General features: G+C 70.2%; 14 protein-coding genes. 13 read left to right on the top strand and 1 reads right to left on the bottom strand.

From position 1 onward, the window contains the following. The first annotated feature begins 8 nt into the window (after positions 1-8). From ftsW to ACWCPY_RS07880, 9 genes are all read left to right on the top strand, one after another. Positions 9-1,469, top strand: a complete 1,461-nt coding sequence (gene ftsW, locus ACWCPY_RS07920; RefSeq protein WP_451263466.1) for a putative lipid II flippase FtsW — start codon at positions 9-11, stop codon at positions 1,467-1,469. Between the two features lie 6 nt (positions 1,470-1,475). Continuing rightward, a complete protein-coding gene (murG, locus tag ACWCPY_RS07915; RefSeq protein ID WP_124718176.1) occupies positions 1,476-2,570 on the top strand; it encodes an undecaprenyldiphospho-muramoylpentapeptide beta-N-acetylglucosaminyltransferase in 1,095 nt (364 codons plus the stop codon). Positions 2,571-2,620: 50 nt separating this feature from the next. Beyond that, positions 2,621-3,415: a cell division protein FtsQ/DivIB gene (locus ACWCPY_RS07910; protein ID WP_451263464.1), complete on the top strand. Its 795-nt coding sequence runs from the start codon at positions 2,621-2,623 to the stop codon at positions 3,413-3,415. 277 nt (positions 3,416-3,692) lie between these two features. Continuing rightward, entirely contained in the window at positions 3,693-4,910 is a 1,218-nt protein-coding gene (gene ftsZ / locus ACWCPY_RS07905) for a cell division protein FtsZ (protein WP_451263463.1), read from the top strand. Next, complete coding sequence (gene pgeF, locus ACWCPY_RS07900) at positions 4,907-5,647, top strand: peptidoglycan editing factor PgeF (protein ID WP_451263462.1); 741 nt, start codon at positions 4,907-4,909, stop codon at positions 5,645-5,647. The genes ftsZ and pgeF overlap by 4 nt, the downstream gene beginning before the upstream one ends. Positions 5,648-5,653: 6 nt before the next feature. After that, positions 5,654-6,373: a YggS family pyridoxal phosphate-dependent enzyme gene (locus ACWCPY_RS07895; RefSeq protein WP_362443732.1), complete on the top strand. Its 720-nt coding sequence runs from the start codon at positions 5,654-5,656 to the stop codon at positions 6,371-6,373. 126 nt (positions 6,374-6,499) lie between these two features. After that, positions 6,500-7,117, top strand: coding sequence for a cell division protein SepF (locus ACWCPY_RS07890; RefSeq protein WP_136206845.1), 618 nt, complete (start codon positions 6,500-6,502; stop codon positions 7,115-7,117). A 71-nt stretch (positions 7,118-7,188) separates the two neighbouring features. Further along, the gene (locus tag ACWCPY_RS07885) at positions 7,189-7,473 is read left to right on the top strand and encodes a YggT family protein (protein WP_072483208.1); all 285 of its coding nucleotides are present in this window, start codon (positions 7,189-7,191) and stop codon (positions 7,471-7,473) included. A gap of 49 nt (positions 7,474-7,522) precedes the next feature. Next, positions 7,523-8,653 (top strand): DivIVA domain-containing protein, encoded by a 1,131-nt coding sequence (locus ACWCPY_RS07880; RefSeq protein WP_451263461.1) that lies wholly within the window; start codon positions 7,523-7,525, stop codon positions 8,651-8,653. Positions 8,654-9,035: 382 nt separating this feature from the next. On the opposite strand, the gene ileS is transcribed toward ACWCPY_RS07880, so the two are convergent. Next, on the bottom strand, positions 9,036-12,218 hold the full coding sequence (gene ileS / locus ACWCPY_RS07875) for an isoleucine--tRNA ligase (RefSeq protein ID WP_451263460.1): 3,183 nt from the start codon (positions 12,216-12,218) through the stop codon (positions 9,036-9,038). 541 nt (positions 12,219-12,759) lie between these two features. Here ileS and ACWCPY_RS07870 point away from each other — a divergent pair. The 4 genes from ACWCPY_RS07870 to ACWCPY_RS07855 are packed head-to-tail and all read left to right on the top strand — an operon-like array spanning position 12,760 to position 15,656. Further along, positions 12,760-13,551, top strand: a complete 792-nt coding sequence (locus tag ACWCPY_RS07870) for a TraR/DksA family transcriptional regulator (RefSeq protein ID WP_451263459.1) — start codon at positions 12,760-12,762, stop codon at positions 13,549-13,551. Positions 13,552-13,609: 58 nt separating this feature from the next. Further along, positions 13,610-14,212: a signal peptidase II gene (gene lspA, locus ACWCPY_RS07865; protein WP_451263458.1), complete on the top strand. Its 603-nt coding sequence runs from the start codon at positions 13,610-13,612 to the stop codon at positions 14,210-14,212. Between the two features lie 23 nt (positions 14,213-14,235). Further along, positions 14,236-15,177 carry an RluA family pseudouridine synthase gene (locus ACWCPY_RS07860; RefSeq protein WP_451263457.1) on the top strand — a complete coding sequence of 314 codons (942 nt, stop codon included), beginning with the start codon at positions 14,236-14,238 and terminating at the stop codon, positions 15,175-15,177. Beyond that, entirely contained in the window at positions 15,174-15,656 is a 483-nt protein-coding gene (locus ACWCPY_RS07855) for a GNAT family N-acetyltransferase (protein ID WP_451263456.1), read from the top strand. The genes ACWCPY_RS07860 and ACWCPY_RS07855 overlap by 4 nt, the downstream gene beginning before the upstream one ends. The last annotated feature ends 6 nt before the right edge of the window (positions 15,657-15,662 follow it).

The following is a 15,662-nucleotide window of genomic DNA, read 5'->3' as shown; positions in this document are numbered from 1 at the left end:
CAGCGACAATGCGGGCCGAAGAGAGCTCTGCCGGACCCCGTGGGGACCGCTCACGGGCCACCGCGGCGATCAGCCGGGCAATCGCCCCGCCACTGCTCGTGGGAGCGGGAGCGGGCGCCCCGGCGGCGCTCGGCCCCGTCCTGCGGGTCCGAGCGGCCACCGGCTCCCGGCGCCCGACGGTGCCGCGCTCCAAGGGGCGCTCGACCGGCGGCCCGCGTGCTCCCCGCTCGCCCCGCGGTGGCGTGCGGCGGATCCACGAGCGGGTTCGCCGGGCCTGGGACCGCCCTCTGACCGCCTACTACCTGATCCTGGGCGCAGGCCTGCTGATCACCGTGCTCGGCCTCGTGATGGTCTACTCCGCCTCGATGATCAAGGCCCTGGAGCTGGACAAACCGGGAACCTACTTCTTCCGCAAGCAGTTCCTCGCCGCCGTCATCGGCGCCGGACTGATGGCGCTGGCCGCCCGGATGCCCGCCAAACTGCACCGGGCGTTCGCCTACCCGCTGCTCATGGGAACCGTCTTCCTGATGGTGCTGGTCCAGGTGCCCGGGATAGGGATGTCGGTCAACGGCAACCGGAACTGGCTCTACCTGGGCGGCCCCTTCCAGCTCCAGCCCAGCGAATTCGGCAAGCTCGCCCTGGTGTTGTGGGGCGCGGACCTGCTCGCCCGCAAACAGGACAAACGACTGCTGACGCAGTGGAAACACCTGCTCGTCCCGCTCGTCCCCGTCGCCTTCATGCTCCTCGGGCTGATCATGCTCGGCGGCGACATGGGAACTGCGATCATTCTCACCGCGATCCTGTTCGGACTGCTCTGGCTGGCCGGGGCGCCCACCCGGCTCTTCGGAGGGGTGCTGGGCTTCGCCGCGCTGATCGCCTTCGTGCTGATCAAGACCAGTCCGAACCGGATGTCCAGGCTCGCCTGCATCGGCGCCAGCGAGCCCGGACCGGGCGACTCCTGCTGGCAGGCGGTGCACGGGATCTATGCTCTGGCGTCCGGCGGATGGTTCGGTTCCGGACTCGGTGCGAGTGTGGAAAAATGGGGCCAACTACCTGAACCGCACACCGACTTCATCTTCGCCATCACCGGGGAGGAACTGGGGTTGGCGGGGACGCTGTCGGTACTCGCCCTCTTCGCGGCTCTAGGCTATGCGGGTATCCGCGTGGCCGGACGCACGGAGGACCCCTTCGTGAGGTACGCCGCGGGAGGTGTGACCACCTGGATCACGGTGCAGGCCGTGATCAACATCGGTGCGGTGCTCGGCCTGCTGCCGATCGCCGGTGTCCCGCTCCCGCTGTTCTCCTACGGAGGATCGGCCCTGCTGCCGACCATGTTCGCCGTCGGGCTGCTGATCGCGTTCGCGCGAGAGGATCCCGCAGCGAAGGCGGCCCTGGCCATGCGGAGGCCCGGGGTGAGATGGAAGACGATGAGACGGCGCGTCAAGAAGCGTCCGTCCGGAGAGCGGTGAATTTCGGTGCATGTCGTACTCGCCGGTGGGGGGACCGCCGGCCACATCGAGCCCGCGCTTGCCCTCGCGGACGCCCTGCGCAGGCAGGACCCGACCGTGGGAATCACTGCCCTCGGCACGGAGCGCGGACTCGAGACCAGGCTCGTACCCGAGCGGGGGTACGAACTCGCCCTGATCCCGGCCGTGCCGCTGCCGCGCAAGCCCACCCCGGAACTGATCACCGTCCCGGGACGGCTGCGCGGCACCATCAAGGCCGCCGAGCAGATCCTGGAACGCACCAAGGCGGACTGCGTCGTCGGCTTCGGCGGCTACGTCGCCCTGCCCGGCTACCTCGCCGCCAAGCGGGCCGGTGTGCCGATCGTCGTCCACGAGGCCAACGCCCGCCCCGGCCTGGCCAACAAGATCGGCTCGCGGTACGCCCACGGCGTCGCCGTCTCCACCCCCGACAGCAAGCTGCGCGGCGCCCGCTACATCGGCATCCCGCTGCGCCGCACCATCGCCACCCTGGACCGGGCCCGGGTCCGCCCCGAGGCGCGTGCCGCCTTCGGTCTCGACCCCAACCTGCCGACGCTGCTGGTCTCCGGCGGCTCGCAGGGCGCCCGCCACCTCAACGAGGTGGTCCAGAGAGTCGCTCCGCTGCTGCAGCGCTCCGGCATCCAGATCCTGCACGTGGTCGGACCGAAGAACGAATTGCCGCGCGTCGACAACATGCCCGGGATGCCGCCCTACATCCCGGTACCGTACGTGGACCGGATGGATCTCGCGTACGCCGCGGCCGACATGATGCTCTGCCGTGCCGGCGCGATGACCGTCGCCGAACTCTCCGCCGTCGGGCTCCCCGCCGCCTACGTCCCGCTGCCCATCGGCAACGGCGAACAGCGGCTCAACGCCCAGCCGGTGGTCAACGCCGGCGGCGGTCTGCTGGTGGACGACGCGGCGCTCACCCCCGAGTGGGTGCAGGGCAACGTCCTGCCGGTGCTCGCGGATCCGCACCGGTTGTACGAGATGTCCCGCGCCGCCGCCGAGTTCGGCCGCCGGGACGCCGACGACCTGCTCGTCGGCATGGTGTACGAGGCGATTGCCGCACGCCGAGGCGCGTGAGGCGGACGGGTCCGGGGGCGGCGCCCCCGGACCCGGCGTAAGGAGCGAGCGTGGCCGGACCGACGACCGCCCAGCGCGGCACAGGGCAGCGGAAGGACTCCCCGGCCCGCCCGCCGCGCCCGCGCCCCGAAGGGCGCCGACTGCCCAGTCGCAGAACCCTGATCGTGAGCGGCTTGCTGGTGCTGCTGCTCGCCTCCGGTGTCGTGTGGGCGCTCTACGGCTCGTCCTGGCTCCGGGCCGAACAGGTCAGGACCACCGGTGTCGACGTACTGACACCGGCCGAGGTGGAGGCCGCCGCGGCGGTCCCGATCGGGGCCCCGCTGGTCTCCGTCGACACCGACGCCATCGCCGCGCGATTGCGCCAGAAGTTGCCTCGTATCGATTCCGTGGATGTCGTACGGTCATGGCCGCACGGAATCGGACTTAAGGTGACGGAACGACAGCCGGTCCTGTTGGTGAAAAAGGGTGCGAAATTCATCGAAGTGGACGCGAAAGGCGTGCATTTCGCAACTGTGGACAAGTCGCCCGGACGCGTACCCCTGCTGGAACTGAAACCCGATCGGTCCGCCGGTCTGCGCCGCTTCGGCAGGGACCGGCTGGTGCGGGAAGCGGTCCGGGTCGCGGGCGGACTTCCGGGTGCTGTCGCCAAGGACACCGAGGTCGTACGGGTCACTTCGTACGACTCGATCTCCCTGGAGCTCACCCGGGGGCGCACGGTGATCTGGGGCAGCGGCGAAGGGGGTCCGGTGAAGGCGAGAGTTCTCACCGCACTCATGAAAGCCGCACCCAAAGCGGGACACTTCGACGTGAGTGCGCCCACCGCCCCTGCGGCGTCGGGCAGTTGACGCACATTTGGCCTGGCCAGCACCCTGGTTGGTCAGCGCTACGGGTGATCACATAGGGTGAAAAGAAAAACGGGAGGTTCGGCGTGTTCGTTGAACGTGCGCCACTTGTCGACTTAGTGTCCTGTTCGGAAGAGTCCATGAAGCAGACACACTGGTAACCCTAAACTTCAACGTTAGGGTTTGGGTCGGCGTTTCGGACCGCCCCAATCGGCATCCGTCGTCGCGGCGGGACTACCGCGAAGCGACGACACGTAACTCGAGGCGAGAGGCCTTCGACGTGGCAGCACCGCAGAACTACCTCGCAGTCATCAAGGTCATCGGTGTCGGCGGCGGTGGTGTCAATGCCATCAACCGAATGATCGAGGTCGGTCTCAAGGGCGTCGAGTTCATCGCGATCAACACGGATGCGCAAGCCCTGTTGATGAGCGACGCCGACGTCAAGCTCGACGTCGGCCGTGAACTCACCCGCGGCCTTGGCGCCGGCGCCAACCCGGCAGTCGGTCGCAAGGCGGCAGAGGACCACCGTGAGGAGATCGAGGAGGTCCTCAAGGGGGCCGACATGGTCTTCGTCACCGCCGGAGAAGGCGGCGGCACCGGCACCGGCGGCGCACCCGTCGTCGCCAACATCGCGCGCTCGCTCGGCGCCCTGACGATCGGCGTGGTCACCCGCCCGTTCACCTTCGAGGGCCGACGGCGCGCCAACCAGGCGGAGGACGGCATCGCCGAGCTCCGCGAAGAGGTCGACACCCTCATCGTCATTCCCAACGACCGGCTGCTGTCCATCTCGGACCGCCAGGTCAGCGTGCTCGACGCCTTCAAGTCGGCCGACCAGGTGCTGCTCTCGGGTGTCCAGGGCATCACCGACCTCATCACGACCCCGGGTCTGATCAACCTCGACTTCGCCGACGTCAAGTCGGTCATGTCCGAGGCCGGATCGGCGCTCATGGGCATCGGCTCGGCCCGCGGCGACGACCGCGCGGTGGCCGCCGCGGAGATGGCGATCTCCTCGCCGCTCCTGGAGGCGTCCATCGACGGCGCCCGCGGTGTCCTGCTCTCCATCTCCGGCGGCAGCGACCTCGGTCTCTTCGAGATCAACGAGGCCGCCCAGCTGGTGAGCGAGGCGGCGCACCCCGAGGCGAACATCATCTTCGGCGCGGTCATCGACGACGCACTGGGCGACGAGGTACGCGTCACCGTGATCGCCGCGGGCTTCGACGGCGGGCAGCCGCCGGCCCGGCGCGAGAACGTCCTGGGCGCCAACTCCGCCAAGCGCGAGGAGTCGGCCGCGCCGGTCCGGACCCCGGAGCCCGTGCGTCAGGGCGGTGGACTGGGCTCCGTGCCCATCCGCGAGGAGCCGTCGGCCCAGGCGGAGCCCGTACCGGTGGCGAGCGAGACCCACCTGCCGCCGGTCAGCGCGCCGCACGTCCCGCCGGCCCGTCCCGCGTACCAGGACTCGCAGGCCGAAGAGCTGGATGTTCCGGACTTCTTGAAGTGATAGCTCAGCACCACGCACGGTCCTCGGCGGGCGGCGCCCACTTCTCCTTCACCGACAGGTGGGGCGGAGTGAGCGCCGCTCCGTACGAGGAGCTCAACCTCGGCGGCGCGGTCGGAGACGACCCCGCCGCCGTTCTGGCCAACCGCGAACGTGCCGCCCGGGCCCTCGGCCTGGATCCGGCGCGGGTCGTCTGGATGAACCAGGTGCACGGGCGGGACGTCGCGGTCGTCGAGGGGCCGTGGACGGATGCCCCGGAGATCCCCGCGGTGGACGCGGTGGTGACCGCGCGGCGCGGGCTCCCGCTCGCCGTGCTCACCGCCGACTGCACCCCCGTACTGCTCGCCGATCCGGTCGCCGGTATCGCGGCCGCGGCGCACGCGGGCCGTCCGGGCCTGGTCGCCGGGGTCGTCCCCGCCGTGGTCGAGGCCATGGTCGGGCTCGGCGCCGACACCTCCCGGATCGTCGCCCGCACCGGGCCGGCGGTCTGCGGACGCTGCTACGAGGTCCCGGCCGACATGCGGGCCGAAGTGGCCCGGAGCGTCCCGGCCGCCTGGTCCGAGACCAGCTGGGGCACTCCGGCCGTGGACGTCACCGCCGGGGTCCATGCCCAGCTCGAAGCACTCGGGGTCGTGGACCGGCGGGCCTCGCCGGTCTGCACCCTCGAATCGAGTGACCACTTCTCGTACCGCCGCGACCGCACCACCGGGCGGCTCGCCGGATATGTCTGGTTGGACTGATAGGGCATGACGGACCGTAAGGCTCAACTCGCCGAAAATCTGGCGCGGGTGGAGGAACGCATTGTTTCCGCCTGTGCCGCCGCCGGTCGCGGGCGGGAGGAAGTGACCCTCATCGTGGTCACCAAGACCTATCCGGCGAGCGATGTGCGGATTCTGCACGAACTGGGTGTACGTCATGTCGCAGAGAATCGTGACCAGGACGCGGCGCCCAAGGCAGCCGAATGCGCGGATCTGTCGCTGACATGGCACTTTGTCGGTCAATTGCAGACGAACAAGGTTCGTTCTGTGGCGGGTTATGCCGATGTCGTGCAGTCGGTGGACCGGGTCAGACTGGTCACGGCACTCTCGGCCGCCGCCGTGCGCGAGGGACGCGAACTCGGCTGTCTCATCCAGGTGGCGCTCGACGCCGAGAGCGGCGAGCGGGGCGACCGGGGTGGCGTCGCGCCGGACGGGATCGAGGAGTTGGCCGCCGCGGTCGACGCCGCGCCCGGGTTGCGGCTCGGCGGTCTGATGACTGTCGCACCGCTCGCCGGGCCGTACGCGGGACGGCAACGGGCCGCCTTCGACCGGCTGATGGAATTCTCATCCCGCCTGCGCGGGAACCATCCGGCTGCGAACATGGTCTCTGCGGGAATGAGCGCGGACCTCGAGGACGCGGTCGCGGCCGGAGCGACACATGTGCGCGTCGGTACGGCGGTACTCGGAGTCCGACCCGGGCTCGGGTAACGTCGCCAAGCAGGTCGGACCACAGCAGAAAATATGGTCATTCCCGCCCATGGCGGGCAGGCCTCAGTGGATCGCGGGGCACTTGGTGACAGATGCCGATCCACCACAGAGCGGAGGACTCAGAGCATGGCCGGCGCGATGCGCAAGATGGCGGTCTACCTCGGCCTCGTGGAGGACGATGGGTACGACGGTCCGGGGTTCGACCCCGACGACGAATTCGAACCCGAGCCGGAGCCCGAGCGCGACCGGCGGCGGCACCAGCCCGCGCATCAGGTGGAGCGGGACCGGGAACGGGACGAACCGGTGCGAGCGGTGCAGCCTCCCGCACAGCGGGAGCCGGTTCAGATCCCGGTGGAAAGAGAGCGACCCGCCCGGATCGCACCCGTGGCATCCATCACACCTGAACGCCCGAACATGGAGAAGAACGCACCGGTGATCATGCCCAAGGTCGTGTCCGAGCGGGAGCCCTACCGCATCACCACGTTGCACCCCAGGACCTACAACGAGGCCCGTACCATCGGGGAACACTTCCGTGAGGGCACTCCGGTGATCATGAATCTCACGGAGATGGACGATACGGACGCAAAGCGACTTGTCGACTTTGCCGCAGGACTCGTCTTCGGTCTCCATGGCAGCATTGAGCGCGTGACGCAGAAGGTGTTCCTGTTGTCGCCTGCTAACGTCGATGTCACGGCGGAGGACAAGGCCCGCATCGCTGAGGGCGGATTCTTCAACCAGAGCTGAGAACACGACACCGGGAACGACCCGGCCGCGAGGCCGGAGCTTACGAGAGCCAGGGGAGAGGGAAGCGCGAAATGGGCGTCGCACTGCAGGTTGTCTATATCGCGCTGATGTGTTTCCTCATCGTGCTGATCTTCCGGCTGGTCATGGACTACGTCTTCCAGTTCGCACGTTCATGGCAGCCCGGCAAGCCGATGGTGGTCATACTTGAGGCCACCTACACTGTCACCGATCCACCGCTCAAGCTTCTGCGGCGATTCATCCCGCCGCTGCGTCTCGGGGGCGTGGCACTCGACCTGTCCTTCTTCGTTCTGATGATCATCGTCTACATCCTGATCAGCATCGTGATCAGGCTGTGAGCGATACGGTCTTGCCGACTGCCGACGACTACGTAGAGGTGAAGAAGAGATGCCGCTGACTCCTGAGGACGTGCGGAACAAGCAGTTCACGACCGTCCGCCTCCGAGAAGGCTATGACGAGGACGAGGTCGATGCCTTCCTCGACGAGGTCGAGTCCGAGCTGACCCGCCTGCTCCGTGAGAACGAGGACCTGCGCGCGAAGCTGGCCGCCGCCACGCGTGCCGCCGCGCAGAACCAGCAGCAGGGCATGCGCAAGCCGGAGCCGCAGGACCGGCCCGGGGCACCTGTGCCCGCCGCCATATCGGGTCCGCCGGTCCAGCAGCAGCCCCCGCAGATGGGTCCCCCCCAGCTGCCCGGTGGTGCTCCGCAGCTGCCCGCCGGTCCCAGCGGTCACGGTCCTGGTCCCCAGGGCCCGCACGGCCCCGGTCCGCAGGGCCCGCACGGCCCCGGTCCGATGCAGGGCGGCCCCATGGGCGGCCCGATGGGCGGCCCCATGGGTGGCCACGCCCCGCAGCAGCAGATGCAGCAGATGCAGCAGCCGCAGATGCAGCAGCCCGGTCAGGGCCCCGGTGGCGACAGCGCCGCCCGTGTTCTCTCGCTCGCGCAGCAGACCGCCGACCAGGCGATCGCGGAGGCCCGTTCCGAGGCCAACAAGATCGTCGGCGAGGCGCGCAGCCGTGCCGAGGGCCTGGAGCGCGACGCCCGTGCCAAGGCGGACGCCCTGGAGCGGGACGCGCAGGAGAAGCACCGCGTGGCGATGGGCTCGCTGGAGTCGGCCCGCGCGACGCTGGAGCGCAAGGTCGAGGATCTGCGTGGCTTCGAGCGTGAGTACCGGACCCGTCTGAAGTCCTACCTGGAGAGCCAGCTGCGTCAGCTGGAGACCCAGGCGGACGACTCGCTGGCTCCGCCGCGGACTCCCGCGACCGCTTCGCTGCCGCCGTCGCCCTCGCTGGCTCCGGCCGGTGCGGGTGCCATGGGCCACACCATGGGCGGCAACCACGGCAACCAGCCGATGGGCGGCGCCCCGTCCATGGGCGGTGGGCCCTCGTACGGTGGTCAGCAGCAGATGTCGCCGGCGATGACCCAGCCGATGGCGCCGGTGCGGCCGCAGGCGCCGCAGCCGATGCAGCAGGCTCCGTCGCCGATGCGCGGGTTCCTGATCGACGAGGACGACAACTGAGCCGGGTGCGCGCGATGAGCGCGTAGCCGTCGGCAGGCTGAGGGCCGGGCCCCGGGGTTTCCCCGGGGCCCGGCCCTTTTGCCGTGCGCGGGGCGGGACGGGTCGCTTTGCGGGTGGTGCCGGTGCGGGTGTTGTGGGGTGCGGGCCGCTGCGCGGGGCTGTTCCCCTCCTCGCTCCTTCCCGGACCTGGGGCTCTGCCCCGGACCCCGCCCCTCGATCGCCGGAGGGGCTGAAGGGGACGCCGGGCTCGCCGAAGGGGACGCCGGACGGGTTGGAGGGGTGAGAGCGGGAGGGGCTGGAATCGCGGCGCTGGGAGACCGGTGAAACACCGGGAGGGCCCGGCCGGACATCGGTCCGGCCGGGCCCTCCCGGTGTGCGCGGGTTACTGATCCGTCTTGCGGAGGCGGAACGTCAGGGACAGGCCCTCGTCCTCGAACGGCTCGCCGTACGTCGGGTCCGCCTCGCCCTGGGCGTAGTCCAGGGCCAGGACCTCGTCCGCGATCAGGGCGGCGTGTTCGGTCAGGGCCTCCACCGTGGCGGGGGAGGCCGACGTCCAGCGGACGGCGATGCGGTCGGCGACGTCCAGGCCGCTGTTCTTGCGGGCCTCCTGGATGAGGCGGATCGCGTCACGGGCGAGGCCCGCGCGCCGCAGCTCCGGGGTGATCTCCAGGTCCAGGGCGACCGTGGCGCCCGAGTCGGACGCGACCGACCAGCCCTCGCGCGGGGTCTCGGTGATGATCACCTCGTCCGGCGCGAGGGCGACCGTCTCGCCGTCCACCTCGACCGACGCGGTGCCCTCGCGCAGGGCCAGCGAGAGGGCCGCCGCATCGGCGTTCGCGACCGCCTTGGCCACCGCCTGGACACCCTTGCCGAACCGCTTGCCGAGCGCCCGGAAGTTCGCCTTCGCCGTCGTGTCGACCAGCGAGCCGCCGACCTCGGACAGGGAGGCCAGCGAGGAGACGTTCAGCTCCTCGGTGATCTGGGCACGCAGTTCGGGGGAGAGCGACTCGAAGCCGGCCGCCGCGACCAGGGCCCGGGACAGCGGCTGGCGGGTCTTCACACCGGACTCGGCACGGGTGGCGCGGCCCAGCTCGACCAGGCGGCGCACCAGTGCCATCTGTGTGGAGAGGGACGGGTCGATCGCCGCCGGGTCGGCCTTCGGCCAGCCGGAGAGGTGGACCGACTCGGGGGCGTCCGGCGTGACCGGGACGACCAGGTCCTGCCAGACCCGCTCGGTGATGAACGGGGTGAGCGGGGCCATCAGCCGGGTCACCGTCTCGATGACCTCGTGGAGGGTGCGCAGCGCCGCCTTGTCGCCCTGCCAGAAGCGGCGGCGCGAGCGGCGTACGTACCAGTTGGAGAGGTCGTCGACGAAGGCGGACAGGACCTTGCCGGCGCGCTGGGTGTCGTAACCCTCCAGGGCCTGCGTGACCTGGTCCACCAGCGCGTTCAGCTCGCTCAGCAGCCAGCGGTCCAGGACCGTGCGGTCCGCCGGGGCGGGGTCGGCCGCGGAGGGGGCCCAGTTCGACGTACGGGCGTACAGGGCCTGGAAGGCGACCGTGTTCCAGTACGTCAGGAGGGTCTTGCGGACGACCTCCTGGATCGTGTTGTGGCCGACGCGGCGCGCCGCCCACGGGGAGCCGCCGGCCGCCATGAACCAGCGCACCGCGTCAGCGCCGTGCTGGTCCATGAGGGGGATGGGCTGGAGGATGTTGCCCAGGTGCTTGGACATCTTGCGGCCGTCCTCGGCGAGGATGTGGCCCAGGCAGACCACGTTCTCGTAGGACGACTTGTCGAAGACCAGGGTGCCGACCGCCATCAGCGTGTAGAACCAGCCGCGGGTCTGGTCGATGGCCTCCGAGATGAACTGCGCCGGGTAGCGGCTCTCGAAGAGTTCCTTGTTCTTGTACGGGTAGCCCCACTGCGCGAACGGCATCGAACCCGAGTCGTACCAGGCGTCGATGACCTCGGGGACGCGGTACGCCTCCAGCTGGCAGTTCTCGTGCGAGCAGGTGAACGTGATCTCGTCGATGAACGGGCGGTGCGGGTCGAGGCCCGAGAGGTCGGCGCCGGTCAGCTCGCCGAGCTCGGCGCGGGAGCCGACACAGGTGAGGTGGCCGTCCTCGCAGCGCCAGATCGGCAGCGGGGTGCCCCAGTAGCGGTTGCGGGACAGCGCCCAGTCGACGTTGTTGTTCAGCCAGTCGCCGAAGCGGCCGTTCTTGACCGAGTCCGGGAACCAGTTGGTCTTCTCGTTCTCCTGGAGCAGCCGGTCCTTGACGGCGGTCGTGCGGATGTACCAGGACGGCTGCGCGTAGTAGAGCAGCGCCGTGTGACAGCGCCAGCAGTGCGGGTAGCTGTGCTCGTACGGGACGTGCCGGAAGAGCTTGCCGCGGGCGGCCAGGTCCTCGGTGAGCGTCTCGTCGGCCTTCTTGAAGAAGACGCCGCCGACCAGCGGCAGGTCCTCCTCGAAGGTGCCGTCGGGGCGGACCGGGTTCACGACCGGCAGGCCGTACGCCTTGCAGACCAGGAGGTCGTCGGCGCCGAAGGCGGGGGACTGGTGGACCAGACCCGTACCGTCCTCGGTCGTCACGTACTCGGCGTTGACGACGTAGTGCGCCTCGGCGGGGCTGTGCCCGTTGCTTCCCTCGCCGACGCTCGGGAAGTCCACCAGGGTGAAGGGGCGCTCGTAGGTCCAGCGCTCCATCTCGCGGCCGGTGAAGGTCTCGCCGGTGGTCTCCCAGCCCTCGCCCAGCGCCTTCTCGACGAGCGGCTGCGCGACGACGAGCTTCTCCTCGCCGTTCGTCGCGACGACGTAGCTGACGTCGGGGTGCGCGGCGACGGCGGTGTTGGAGACCAGGGTCCAGGGGGTGGTCGTCCAGACGAGGAGGGACGCCTGGCCGGCCAGCGGGCCGGACGTGAGGGGGAAGCGGACGAAGACCGACGGGTCGACGACCGTCTCGTACCCCTGCGCCAGCTCGTGGTCGGAGAGGCCGGTGCCGCAGCGGGGGCACCAGGGGGCGACGCGGTGGTCCTGGACCAGCAGGCCCTTGTTGAAGATCTCCTTCAGCGACCACCACACCGACTCGACGTACTCGGGGTCCATCGTGCGGTACGCGTCGTCGAGGTCGACCCAGTAGCCCATGCGGGTCGTGAGCTCGGTGAACGCGTCCGTGTGGCGGGTCACGGACTCACGGCACTTGGCGTTGAACTCGGCGATGCCGTACGCCTCGATGTCCTTCTTGCCGTTGAAGCCCAGCTCCTTCTCGACCGCGAGCTCGACCGGCAGCCCGTGACAGTCCCAGCCGGCCTTGCGGCCGACGTGGTAGCCCTGCATGGTCCGGAAGCGGGGGAAGACGTCCTTGAAGACGCGGGCCTCGATGTGGTGGGCGCCGGGCATGCCGTTGGCGGTGGGCGGGCCCTCGTAGAAGACCCACTCGGGGCGGCCCTCGGACTGTTCGAGGCTCTTGGCGAAGACCTTGCTGTCGCGCCAGAAATCGAGCACGGCGTGCTCCAGCGCGGGCAGGTCGACCTGGGCGGGTACCTGGTGGTACTGCGGCGATGTCATGGGCGGACTTCCTCCGGCGGACGTTTTCCACTTCCGTCGGAGGGACGAGGGCCTCATCGGCTCCCGCGGTACCACCCTCCTTGGCCCCGGGCGCGTGCCCGTGACCCCCTCATTGGGGTCGCGATGCCGGTTCTACTCGCCCTGCGGCTTTCTTCCGACGGCTCCGGGTGATCTTCACGACGCGCTCGCCCCCGGGCTTCCACCGTCCCCGGGTCGCTCCTGGCTGCGTACGACGCTACTCGTCCCATCCACGCCTCTCGCTGGGGCCAGTGTACGGGCCCGTACGGGGGACGGCCGACCGGTTTAACCCGAGGGGCGGGGCGTGACCCGAATGGGCAGAGGGCGGGGTACGGAGTCGGGGCGGCGCACCGGGAGACGGATTACCCGGCGGTGGGCTGGGCACAACGCAGGCAGGCAGGCCGTTGTCCGGACGCGGGGAGGACCGATTCGGCGGCGTGCCCCGTTGCCGCGGGGCTGGGGTCGATTTATCGTCCCAGCACGATTCGCGTGCAAGATCACAATATGTGAAGGGGCCGCGGCCATGGTGGCGAAGAAGACCGCCGCAGAGAAGACGGCGTCGCCCGGTTCCACGGGCGCGCCGGACGGCGACGCGGGCACGGAGACCGTCCCGGAGGCCGGTGCGGCGAAGGCCGCCGTGAAGAAGACAGCCGCGAAGAAGCCTGCGGCGAAGAAGACCGCGGCCGGGAAGACGGCGTCCGCCGGGCACGGGACGCCGGCCAGGAAGGCGGCTGCGAAGAAGACCGCGGCCAGGAAAGCTTCGAAGAAGGTCGCGTCCGCGGCCCAGGGGGCGGCCGAGGCCGCCGAGAAGACGGGAGCCCACACGGTGGTAGCCAAGAAGAGCGCGGCCCGGACCCGCACGGCAGGCACGGGCGCGGCGCCCGTGCCCCCGGCAGGCGGTCTCGCCACGACAGTCCCCGGCGAGCTGGCGGTCCGGCCCGGCGAGGACCCCTGGACCCCGGAGGAGGTGGCCGAGGCGCGGACGGAGCTGAGCAGCGAGGCCTTGCGGTTGCGCAGTGAGCTGGAGGCCGCGAGCACCGCGCTCGCCGGGCTGATGCGTGACTCCGGCGACGGCGCGGGTGACGACGAGGCGGACACCGGCACCAAGAACATCACCCGCGAGCACGAGATGTCGCTCGCCGCCAACGCCAGGGAGATGCTGGACCAGACCGAGCGGGCCCTGGCCCGGCTCGACGCCGGGACGTACGGACTCTGCGAGATCTGCGGCAATCCGATCGGAAAGGCGCGGATGCAGGCGTTCCCCCGCGCCACGCTCTGTGTCGAGGACAAACAGAAGCAGGAACGACGCGGTTGATCCCGCAGGGTGTGCCGTACCCTCGTCCTCAGTCAGGAACCTAGGTTGAGGGATTCACGTGGCAGAGGCGGAGCGCACCATCGATACGCCGGACATCCCCGATACGGGGGGGACCGAAGGGGACGAGGCCGCGGACCGGGCCGATGACCGGAGCGGCGAGAGGGCTCCGGGCCGGGGCGGGCGGAAGGTCGCGGTGCTCTTCGTCGTGGCCGTGTTCGCCTATCTCCTCGACCTGATCAGCAAGATGATCGTGGTCGCGAAGCTGGAGCACCACGAGCCGATCGAGCTCATCGGTGACTGGCTGCAGCTCAGCGCGATCCGCAACGCCGGTGCCGCGTTCGGTATCGGTGAGGCCTTCACCATCATCTTCACGTGCATCGCGACGACCGTCATCGTCGTGATCGCCAGGCTCGCGCGCAAGCTCTACAGCCTGCCGTGGGCCATCGCGCTCGGTCTGCTGCTCGGCGGTGCGCTCGGCAACCTCACCGACCGCATCTTCCGCGCCCCCGGCACCTTCCAGGGCGCGGTGGTGGACTTCATCGCCCCCGCGCACTTCGCCGTTTTCAACCTCGCCGATTCCGCGATCGTCTGCGGCGGCATCCTGATCGTGATCCTCTCCTTCAAGGGCCTGGACCCCGACGGCACCGTGCACAAGGACTAGTGGCCGCAAGGCATACTCGAACGGTGAGTACGTATCCCGAGGTCCGCACCCTGCCCGTACCCGATGGCCTGGAGGGCGAGCGTGTCGACGCCGCCATCTCCCGGATGTTCGGTTTCTCCCGCACCAAGGCCGCCGAGCTCGCGGCCGCCGGGAAGGTGCAGGTGGACGGCTCGGTGGTCGGGAAGTCCGAGCGGGTCCGGGGCGGCGCCTGGCTGGAAGTGGAGATGCCGCAGGCCCCCGCTCCGGTGCAGATCGTCGCCGAGCCCGTCGAGGGCATGGAGATCGTGCACGACGACGACGACATCGTCGTGATCGTGAAGCCGGTCGGGGTCGCCGCCCACCCGAGCCCCGGCTGGACCGGCACGACCGTCATCGGGGGGCTCGCCGCCGCCGGGTACCGGATCTCGACGTCCGGTGCCGCCGAGCGCCAGGGCATCGTCCACCGCCTCGACGTCGGTACCTCCGGCCTGATGGTCGTCGCCAAGTCCGAGCGCGCCTACACGCTGCTGAAGGCGCAGTTCCGCGACCGGGTCGTCGAGAAGAAGTACAACGCGCTGGTGCAGGGCCACCCGGACCCGATGAGCGGCACCATCGACGCCCCCATCGGACGCCACCCCAACCACGACTACAAGTGGGCCGTCACGGCCGAGGGCAAGCCCTCCGTGACGCACTACGACCTCATCGAGGCCTACCGCTCCGCCAGCCTCCTGGACATCAAGCTGGAGACCGGCCGTACGCACCAGATCCGGGTGCACATGTCCGCCCACCGCCACCCCTGCGTCGGTGACCTCACCTACGGCGCCGACCCGACGATGGCCAAGCGCCTCGGCCTGACCCGGCAGTGGCTGCACGCCGTCCGGCTCGGTTTCGAGCACCCGTCCGACGGCAGCTGGGTGGAGTTCACCAGCAGCTACCCGGACGACCTCCAGCAGGCCCTGGACCGGATCGCGGCGGAGAGCGAATGACCGGCACACCCGCCTCGTACACCACGCGTACCGCCGTCGGCGAGCAGGACCTCGCGGCCTGCTTCCTGGTCCGCAAGGACGTCTTCGTCGGTGAGCAGGACGTGCCCGAGGAGATCGAGTACGACGAGTACGACGCGGTCGCCCTGCATGTCGTCGCCGTCGCGGCGGACGGCTCGCCGCTCGGCACCGGGCGGCTGCTGCACGGCCCGGCCGCCGCGGCCAGGACCGGCGGCGACCCGGCCGTCGGCTCGCTCGGCAGGCTCGCGGTGACCAGGGAGGCACGCGGCCTCGGCGTCGGCGCGGCGCTGGTCCGGGCCATCGAGGACGCGGCCCGTGAGCTGGGCCTGGCCGCCGTCGACCTGCACGCCCAGACCCATGCGCTGGGCTTCTACGAGCGCCTGGGCTATGTGGCGTACGGCCCCGAGTTCCCGGACGCGGGCATGCCCCACCGGGCGATGCGCCGCACCCTGCGGGACTGAGACCGG

The organism is Streptomyces sp. NPDC002403 (assembly GCF_053593015.1).
This window is presented reverse-complemented; position numbering and strand designations above follow the sequence as displayed.

Bases quoted from the DNA above. Each gene is read 5' to 3' on its own strand.
- ACWCPY_RS07890 (WP_136206845.1), top strand. From the start codon at position 6,500: ATGGCCGGCGCGATGCGCAAGATGGCGGTCTACCTCGGCCTCGTGGAG.
- ACWCPY_RS07855 (WP_451263456.1), top strand. From the start codon at position 15,174: ATGACCGGCACACCCGCCTCGTACACCACGCGTACCGCCGTCGGCGAG.
- ACWCPY_RS07895 (WP_362443732.1), top strand. From the start codon at position 5,654: ATGACGGACCGTAAGGCTCAACTCGCCGAAAATCTGGCGCGGGTGGAG.
- ACWCPY_RS07870 (WP_451263459.1), top strand. From the start codon at position 12,760: ATGGTGGCGAAGAAGACCGCCGCAGAGAAGACGGCGTCGCCCGGTTCC.
- ileS (WP_451263460.1), bottom strand. From the start codon at position 12,218: ATGACATCGCCGCAGTACCACCAGGTACCCGCCCAGGTCGACCTGCCC.
- ACWCPY_RS07885 (WP_072483208.1), top strand. From the start codon at position 7,189: ATGGGCGTCGCACTGCAGGTTGTCTATATCGCGCTGATGTGTTTCCTC.
- ftsW (WP_451263466.1), top strand. From the start codon at position 9: ATGCGGGCCGAAGAGAGCTCTGCCGGACCCCGTGGGGACCGCTCACGG.
- ACWCPY_RS07880 (WP_451263461.1), top strand. From the start codon at position 7,523: ATGCCGCTGACTCCTGAGGACGTGCGGAACAAGCAGTTCACGACCGTC.